General features: G+C 67.8%; 6 protein-coding genes and 5 pseudogenes. 6 read left to right on the top strand and 5 right to left on the bottom strand.

All coding sequences use genetic code 11. The features are described from left to right. Positions 1–92: 92 nt before the first annotated feature. Positions 93–440 (bottom strand): annotated as a pseudogene (locus ABT300_RS38715) (LysR family transcriptional regulator); the annotation flags it as partial. A gap of 140 nt (positions 441–580) precedes the next feature. On the opposite strand from ABT300_RS38715, the gene ABT300_RS38710 reads away from it, so the two are divergent. Continuing rightward, a complete protein-coding gene (locus ABT300_RS38710) occupies positions 581–1,825 on the top strand; it encodes an MFS transporter (protein ID WP_351686284.1) in 1,245 nt (414 codons plus the stop codon). A 90-nt stretch (positions 1,826–1,915) separates the two neighbouring features. Continuing rightward, the gene (locus tag ABT300_RS38705; protein WP_351686282.1) at positions 1,916–2,515 is read left to right on the top strand and encodes a cysteine hydrolase family protein; all 600 of its coding nucleotides are present in this window, start codon (positions 1,916–1,918) and stop codon (positions 2,513–2,515) included. Between the two features lie 77 nt (positions 2,516–2,592). Here the strand turns inward: ABT300_RS38705 and ABT300_RS38700 are convergent. Then, positions 2,593–2,791, bottom strand: a pseudogene (locus ABT300_RS38700) (hypothetical protein); the annotation flags it as partial. A gap of 244 nt (positions 2,792–3,035) precedes the next feature. Between ABT300_RS38700 and ABT300_RS38695 the strand changes: the two are divergent. The 4 genes and pseudogenes from ABT300_RS38695 to ABT300_RS38680 form a co-directional block, all read left to right on the top strand. Beyond that, positions 3,036–3,704 (top strand): annotated as a pseudogene (locus tag ABT300_RS38695) (IS701 family transposase); the annotation flags it as partial. 64 nt (positions 3,705–3,768) lie between these two features. Next, complete coding sequence (locus ABT300_RS38690; RefSeq protein ID WP_351686279.1) at positions 3,769–4,077, top strand: transposase; 309 nt, start codon at positions 3,769–3,771, stop codon at positions 4,075–4,077. Beyond that, positions 4,074–4,946 carry an IS3 family transposase gene (locus ABT300_RS38685; protein WP_351686276.1) on the top strand — a complete coding sequence of 291 codons (873 nt, stop codon included), beginning with the start codon at positions 4,074–4,076 and terminating at the stop codon, positions 4,944–4,946. Before ABT300_RS38690 ends, ABT300_RS38685 begins: the two co-directional genes overlap by 4 nt. 34 nt (positions 4,947–4,980) lie before the next feature. After that, positions 4,981–5,592, top strand: a pseudogene (locus ABT300_RS38680) (IS701 family transposase); the annotation flags it as partial. Positions 5,593–5,685: 93 nt separating this feature from the next. Here the strand turns inward: ABT300_RS38680 and ABT300_RS38675 are convergent. The 3 genes and pseudogenes from ABT300_RS38675 to ABT300_RS38665 all read right to left on the bottom strand — a co-directional run. Continuing rightward, a pseudogene (locus ABT300_RS38675) lies at positions 5,686–6,291 on the bottom strand (hypothetical protein); the annotation flags it as partial. A 451-nt stretch (positions 6,292–6,742) separates the two neighbouring features. Further along, on the bottom strand, positions 6,743–7,621 hold the full coding sequence (locus ABT300_RS38670; protein ID WP_351686273.1) for a shikimate dehydrogenase: 879 nt from the start codon (positions 7,619–7,621) through the stop codon (positions 6,743–6,745). Between the two features lie 25 nt (positions 7,622–7,646). Then, the coding region (locus ABT300_RS38665) for an ABC transporter ATP-binding protein (protein WP_351686270.1) at positions 7,647–8,271 on the bottom strand (625 nt) is incomplete at its 5' end.

Raw genomic sequence — 8,271 nt, 5'->3', positions numbered from 1 at the left:
CGACGGACAGCACGACTTCGACAGCACGAGGACCCCGAGACGCCATGAAAAAAGCATACAGATTTAGAGTCGCCATTTCAGGCGCATCACACTAGGTCGATCTCGGGGTGTGCCCGGTGGAAGCCGCGCATCAGGCCCGACTGCGCGCTGCGCCAGGCGAGCACGTCGACACGCAGCGGACGGCGGCCGGGGCGCACGGACGCGCCCGCGCGCTCGGCGACGCGCAGCAGCTCGCGTGCGTGGGGCAGGAACGCCTGCCCATCGATGGTGAGCTCAGCGCCGCGTGCGGCACGGGTGAACAACCGCACGCCGAGGGTGCGCTCCAGCGTGGCGATGCGCTTGGAGACGGCCTGCTGGGTGACCGAAAGGTCGTCGGCGGCTTTCTGGAACTGGCCCGCTTCCGCGACAGCAACAAAGGTACGTACTGCTTCGAGATCCATACCGACCCACCTTAGTGAACAACTGATTGTTGTGGATTGCTGGCGAGTCAGTTGTTTGACCTGCTGTTGTCCTGCCCGCTTATCTCTCATCGGTCAACGTCAGTTTGTTCGGGTCGGACCTCAAGGGGAGTGCGCTGAGCATGGTGGGCAGGAGACGGTTGGGCCGGCAGTTCGGCTGGCTGTGGGCGTCATATGCGGTGAGCGCATATGGGTCCGGTCTGGGGTTCGGGGCGTTGCCGCTGATCGCCGTGCTGGTGCTGCATGCCGGACCCGCTGAGGTGTCTGCGCTGTCCGCGGTGGGGCCTGCGGTGGGTGCGCTGATCGCGGTGCCGCTCGCGCCGTGGGTGGAGTTCCGGCGCAAGCGCCCGGTCATGATCATGATGGACCTGGCCCGGTTTGCGGCCATGGCGACAATCCCCGTCGCCTACGCCTTCGGATGGCTCAGTTTCGTCCAACTGCTCGTGGTCTCGGCCGTGGTCGCCGCAGCCAAGATCGCCTTCAACGCGGCCAGCGGCGCCTACCTCAAGGCCCTCGTCCGACCGGATGACCTGCTCGTCGCCAACGCACGGTTCGAGTCCACGAACTGGAGCTCCATCGCAGTGGGGCCACCACTGGGCGGTGCGGCGATCGGCCTGTTCGGGCCGGTCACCACCGTGGTGGCCGACGCGCTCAGCTACCTGCTCTCCGCGCTGGGTATCACCGCGATCCGCGGCCAGGAAGAAGCACCGCGAACGACCGACAAGGGCCCGGTCCGGGCGGGCGCACTGCTCGACGGCTGGCGTCACATCCTGGGCCACCCCGGTCTGCGGCCGCTCTACCTCAACCAAATGCTCGTCGGCGGTCTGATCATGGCCACCGAGCCGCTGCTGGCCGTGCTCCTGCTTCGCCAGCTCGGGTTCCCACCCTGGCAGTACGCCCTCGCCTTCGCCGCTCCATGCCTCGGCGGACTCATCGGCTCCCGGCTGGCCCGCCGTGTCGTGGCACGCTTCGGCCGGCACTGGGTCTTCCGGACCGTCGGCACCCTGCGCGCCATCTGGCTGATCGGCCTGGCCTTTGTCCGTCCCGGCGTCGTCGGACTCGTCACCGTGATGGCCGTCGAGCTGGCCATCATCATCAACATGAGCCTGTACAGCCCGGTGCTCGCCACCTATCGGCTCGAACACACCCCCAAGCATCTCGTCGCCCGCACCCTGTCGGCCTGGTCGATCGGCCAGCAGGCGTCCATCGCCGTCCTCACCGCACTCGCCGGGCTGCTCGCCGACGTCACCAGCGCACGCACCGCTCTCACAGTCGCGGGACTGCTCATTCTGGCCACCCCGCTCCTGCTTCCCCGACGCGACCAGATGTCGCAGCACGAGCCGGAACTGTCCCGCAGCCACTCATGAGGCACCACAACTTGCCACCCGCAGGCCACAGCCGGTCCGCCGGTGCGTGTCCGCGTCGACCTGGCACACCACCGTTTAAGGAGAACTCGCGTGAACACTTCCCCCGTGCTTGACCCCACCCATACCGCTCTTCTCGTCATGGACTACCAGCCCGCGATCCTGGCCTTTGTGCCCGAAGGCGAGGACCGAAACGCCCTGCTCGGTCGTGTGGAAGGGGCCATCGCCGACGTTCGCGCACATGGCGGCACCATCGCCTACGTACGCGTCGGCTTCACCGATGCCGACTGGGACGCGATCCCGGCCTCCAATAAGTCCTTCGCCCCGCTGGCCCAACACCGCGTCATGCACCACGAGGACCCTGCCACCGCCATCCACGAGCGCCTGGCTCCCCAGGACGGCGACATCGTCGTGCGCAAGATCCGCTACGGCGGCATGTCCACCACCGACCTCGACCAGCAGCTACGCGAGCGCGGCATCACCACTCTGGTCGTCTCCGGCGTCAGCACAAGCGGCGCCGTCCTGTCCACCGTCATCGACGCGGCCGACCGCGACTACCAGCTCTACGTCCTGTCCGACGGCGTGGCCGACCCAGACACCGAAGTCCACAACGTCCTGATCCACCATGTCCTTCCCTCACGGGCCCACATGATCGACACCACCGAGCTGCACACCCTGCTCCGGGCTGACTGACTCAAACCAGGAACCGATCCCACCCACGGCCGCCGCGCCCACCCGGTATATGGCGGCCGCTCAGACGCCCGTGCCGGCCGCGCGAAGATCCCGTCCAGCTTCCGCTGACCGGCCTGCGGCAGATCGGCCCTGCCCGTCGAAGAACATGACGTCGACGGAGTCCGGCACACCGGAGGACGTCCTGATCATGATGCCGCCCGCGCTGCCCCGCGCGGTCTGATGCCGGGCGACCGGCAACGGCACGTTCCCCAGGTCACGCACGTCGATGGCCTCAGCAGCACCCCGGAGCTTCACCGCTGCCACTCATAGCCGCCGCGACCTCAGGTCGCGCTACGGATCCCGGCACACTACGAGCCGGTGCCCCCGCCTCCCATCACTCTGTGTACTCGCTAGGCGGCAGACACCCCCCAGCAACAGGCCCGCGGGCTTTGGCCCAATCCGACCTACAACACCTGCTGGAGTCACTATTAGGACTCCGTTAGCTCTTCCGGATGGTCCTGATCAGGAGCAGGTTGGATGGGTGGATGCACATGAAGTGAACCGTGTCCGGGCGGTGTTGGCGTTGTTCGTGGCGGATGTATTCGCCTCGGTGCCGCGCAAGGACCAGCGGGCCAAGGGCGACTGCTATCTGCGGGGACTGATGCTGGACGGCCCGATCCAGGCGATGGCCTCCCGGCTGCCGGACGGCAACGAGCAGAACCTCCAGCAGTTCGTGAACCAGTCCACCTGGGATCCGGTGCCGGTGCAGCGGCGGATCAACGAACGCCTGCTGCCGCTGGTCACCCCGGCCGCCTGGGTGATCGACGATGTGTCGGTACCCAAGGACGGCCAGATGTCGGTCGCAGTGGCTCCGCAGCACTGCGGAGCCTTGGGCAAACGCGCCAACTGCCAGGTCGCCGTCAGTGTCCACGCGGCGAGTGACACCGCCTCGTGCCCGCTGCAGTGGCGGCTGTTCCTGCCCGAGGAATGGGCCTTGGACAACGACCGCCGAGCCAAGACCGTCATCCCGCCCGAGGTCACACACCGCGAGAAGTGACGCCTGGCGTTGGACATGCTCGACGCCCTCGCCGACTGGGGTATGACGCCGCCCTCGGTGGTGGCCGACGCCGCCTACGGCACCAACGCACATCTGCGGGCCGCACTCGACGACCGCCAACTCGCCTACATGCTCGCCATCCGGGCCGATGTGATGGGCTTGATCCGCTTTGACGGACATTCGAGATCAGGGGTTCTGCCCCGGGAGGATGTCCATCATGGAGAGCATGGGGAAGAAGAAGCCTCGGCCTCGCCGTTCGTTCACGCCGGAGTTCAAGGCGGAGATCGTCGAGCTGTGCCGACGCGGTGACCGCTCGGTCGGCCAGATCGCCAAGGACTTCGACCTGACCGAGACCGCGGTGCGGCTGTGGGTCAGCCAGGCCGAGGTCGATGCGGGCGAGCGCGACGGTCTGACCAACAGTGAACGTGAGGAACTGGCCGCGCTGCGGCGGGAGAACCGCCGTCTGCGTGAGGACGTCGAGGTCCTCACGCGTGCGACGGCTTTCTTCGCGAAGGAGACCCGGTGACGGTCCACCCGTTCATCGAGGCGGAGAAGCGTGCAGGTCACAGCGTCAAGCGAGCGTGTGAGCTGCTGAAGGTCTCCCGGACCGCCCTTTATGCCCGCCGCGTTGCCCAGCCTGGTCCCCACGCGGTCCGTGACGCCGAGTTGGCGCAACAGATCGCCGAAGTTCACACGAGGTCGCGGGGAACCTACGGCGCCCCGCGCGTCCATGCCGTGCTGAAGCGGGCAGGCGCCGGATGCGGCCGCCGACGTGTCGCGCGGCTGATGCGGGCTGCCGGCCTGCAAGGCAGGCATCGCAGACGACGGCACCTGACGACGATCCCCGATCCACGAGCTGCCCTGCGGCCCGATCTCGTCCTCCGCGACTTCCAGCCCGACCCTGCCGGCCTGGATGCCCGATGGTGCGGCGACATCACGTACATCGCCACGGACGAGGGCTGGCTCTATCTGGCCACCGTCATCGACATCGCCTCCCGTCGCGTGGTCGGCTGGACGACGGCCGACCACCTGAGGACCGATCTGGTCGCCGATGCCCTCACGGCCGCCTACCGAAAGCGCCGCCCCACCGGTCCGGTGATCTTTCACTCGGACCGCGGCTGCCAGTACACCAGTCGCCAACTCGCCACGCTCGCAGATAAGTTGGAAGTGCATCTGTCGGTCGGGCGCACCGGCCAGTGCTGGGACAACGCGCTCGCCGAGTCGTTCTTCGCCACCATCAAGAGGGAGCTGCTCGACGCCAGCTCCTGGCCCAGCCGGGCCGCGGCCCGCACCGCGATCTTCGATTTCGTCGAGGGCTGGTACAACTTGCACCGTCTGCACAGCAGCCTCGGTTACCGAAGTCCCGTCGAATACGAGACCGCACTCGCAGCCTGACCACCACACCGATGGTGTCCGTCAAAGCGGAACAAGCTCAGTGACGGCCCACCCGTTCGACGCGGAACCTGAGGCCCCGGCCCGCAACGGGCCGGTCGGCTGCTGGCCCCAGCCCCGCTACCGACACCGGGCACCCTCAGTGGCAGCCCTTGCCAAGGGACTCGAGCGAGAGGCCTTCACCACCCTCGCCTGGCGGCAAGGCACGCGAGGAGAGTTACGTTCCCGCTTCGCCGCCACACGTGTCCGTCCGGCAGGCAAAGCCGTCGAGCGCCCGGTCAAAGCCGCGGCCTCAGCCGAACAGGGCTGGTGGGACGGCTTCCTGCCCGACTGCTGGCTGTTGGTCGAATGGCCCGAAGACGCCGAGGCCCCTACCGACTACTGGCTGTCCAACCTGCCGGCCGACATCCCGCTCACCGACCTGGTCCGGCTGGCCAAGATCCGCTGGCGCATCGAGCACGACTACCGCGAACTCAAACACGGCCTGGGCCTGGACCACTTCGAAGGCCGCTCCTGGCCGGGCTGGCACCACCACATCACCCTCGTGACCGCCGCCCACGCCTTCCTGACCGAACAACGCCTGGCCCCAAAAGTCCCCGGACCGGTCTCACCCTCTACCAGGTCCTCGACACCCTCCAGAACACCCTGAGGTGCTGGACCGGCATCTGCACCACCTGCCAACAGCCTCTGCCCAGCAGGACACCCACGACACCAAGATAAAGACAAATCTAACGAAATCCCACTAAGCGAGCACCTGTCGCGACCACCGCCCTGCTCGATATCGCAGACTTCGCCGCTGTCCTGACAGCAGTCGACGTTGTATGAGCTTCTCCAAGACGCAGTCGCAGAGAAGCTCAAATCGCCCACACAAGGTCGTCGGACGCGTGCGACATGTCGCCGAGCAAGAGTCCGACGGGGAACAACCGGGCGAGCAGGTAGCGGCGGGAGGCCTCCGCGACGATGGCGGCGGACTTCCGGCCAGTTGATTTCGCGGTAGTTGGTGACGGGCTGGTCGCCGCTCATCTCCCGTACGGAGTGCTCGGTCCAAGAGATCGCCCGCTCGACACGCCATCGCTTGGGGAAGCCTCCTGGTCTTCTCGGCGGGGCACTGTCTTGAGAGTGATCCCGAGGAAGCAGTGGGACCAGTCGACGAAGGGTCCGCCATAGGCGGAGTCTGCTCAGGCGACGGCGAGTTGTGATGAGTCAGGCGCAGGCGGAACAGCTGGTCGCGGGCCGGGATGCTGTCGTGCGGCGAGGCCCGGGTGACCATGACGGTCAGTGCCATTCCGCGCATGTCGACCGCCAGGTGCCGCTTCCTCCCGTGGATCGACTTGCCGCGGTCGAACCCCTGCTGTCCTGGCCCACCGTCTCGGCTCCCTTGACGGACCCTTGACGGACCGGGAGTCCCCGGTCACGGTGACCGTGGGGACTGTCAACGGGATCGAGGTTTCGGGGAAGCCCAGGTCATGAAACGGGTTCTGGCAGGGCGAAGCAGCCGACCAAGGTCCTCCCGCTCGAAGGAGACCCGTTGCCCGCTCCGTGTTCCACCGTCAGGCTCGCGTCGACCATCACCATCGCCGACCGCGTGTTCGCTCCGGGACATCTCGGCGAGCTGGCCCGGCAGTTACCCTTCGCCTTCGAACGAACCTGGTGGCTGCCGCGGGAGCGGGCAAGCCAGCCTGATCCATCCGCCGCACCACGCGCGCTCCGGCGGGCTCGCCTGGCCGGGCCGAGATTGCGGACGCTGCGGTACTCCTTCATTCGTGTCGCTCGGTCGTGTCGCCTTCGTTCGCGTCCGCTCACGTCGCTTCGGCTTCGGACATGTGGGCCAGTTCGTCGGCATCGGCGAGCATCCGTGCGGTGTCCGGCTGCCTGCCGGTGAACAGCTGAAAGGCATCGGCGGCCTGGAAGACGACCATGCCGAGACCGTCGAGGACTGTGCAGCCGTGTTCGCGGGCGGTGCGCAGCAGCGTGGTTTCCAGCGGTCGGTAGACGACGTCGGCGACCCACAGTCGGGAGTGCAGCAGTTCGGCCGGAAGGGGGAGGCCCGGGTGCGCGGCCATTCCGGTGGGCGTGGCGTGCAGGAGGCCGTCCGCACGGGCCAGCAGTGCGGGGAGACGGTCCAGCGTTTCCGCGGACGCGCGCCCTGTGCCGTGGTGCCGAGTCAGCGAGGCCGCGAGACCGGTTGCACGGTGGGCCTGCGGGTCGAGGACTGTGAGGTGTCCTGCGCCGCGGGCGAGCACCGTGTGGGCGACGGCCGCCCCGGCTCCTCCGGCGCCGAGCAATACGACCCGCTCCAGGCGGGCTTCGGGCAGTGAGCGGGCGAACGAGGCCCCGAACCCGGTGACGTCCGTGTTGTGGCCGGTCGCCCGCCCTTCTTCGAAGACGACGGTGTTGACCGCACCGACCGCCTCGGCCTGCTCGGAGAGAGCATCGAGGTGATCGATGACGAGTTGCTTGCAGGGGTGGGTGATGTTGAGACCGGTGAAGCCCGTGTCCTGGGCGCCGTCGAGCAGTTCACCCACCTTTTCGGGGGCGGTGCCGAGGGTGTCGAGGTCGATCAGGCGGTAGAGGTAACGCAGGCCGTGCCGGTCGGCCTCGCGTTCGTGGAGTGCGGGGCTGAGCGACGTGCCTATGCCGGAGCCGATCAGGCCGATGAGATACGAGTCCTGGGACATTGCCGCGCGCCCTTCCGTGAGCCGGTCAAAGGCCGAGGTAGATCTGGCGCACCCGGACGTCCCGGCTGAGTTCCTCGGAGGTTCCGGTCATGGCGACGCTGCCGTTCTCCATGACCAGGCAGTGACTCGTCGCGCCGAAGGTGAGTTTGGCGTTCTGCTCCACGAGGAGAAGGCTCATCCCCTCTTCGCGCAGCCGTTTCAGCGCGCTGAGGATCTCGCCGACGAGCTTGGGCGAGAGCCCCATGGACGGTTCGTCGAGCAGCAGGATGCGCGGCCGGGCCATCAGGGCCCGGCCGATGGAGAGCATCTGCTGCTGCCCGCCGGAGAGCGCACCGGCCAGCCGCTGGCCCATCTCGCCCAGCACCGGGAACAGTTCGTGGACATCCGCCAGCGTGGCCCGGGTCTCGGCGTCCCAGCGGCGGGCGTACGCGCCGAGCAGCAGGTTCTTCTCCACGGTCAGGCCGGGGAACACATGCCGGCCCTCCGGTACGTAGCCGATGCCGTGGCGCACCATGTCGCGGGCCCGCACGCGGGTCAGGTCGCGCTCGCCCAGCGTGATGCTTCCGCCGCCGCGCGGTACCAGTCCCATGAGGGCTTTGAGGGTGGAGGTCTTGCCCGCGCCGTTGGCGCCGATGATGCCCACCGACGCC

This window comes from Streptomyces sp. NPDC001027, assembly GCF_040299045.1.
In the GTDB taxonomy this organism is placed as follows: domain Bacteria; phylum Actinomycetota; class Actinomycetes; order Streptomycetales; family Streptomycetaceae; genus Streptomyces.
This window is presented reverse-complemented; position numbering and strand designations above follow the sequence as displayed.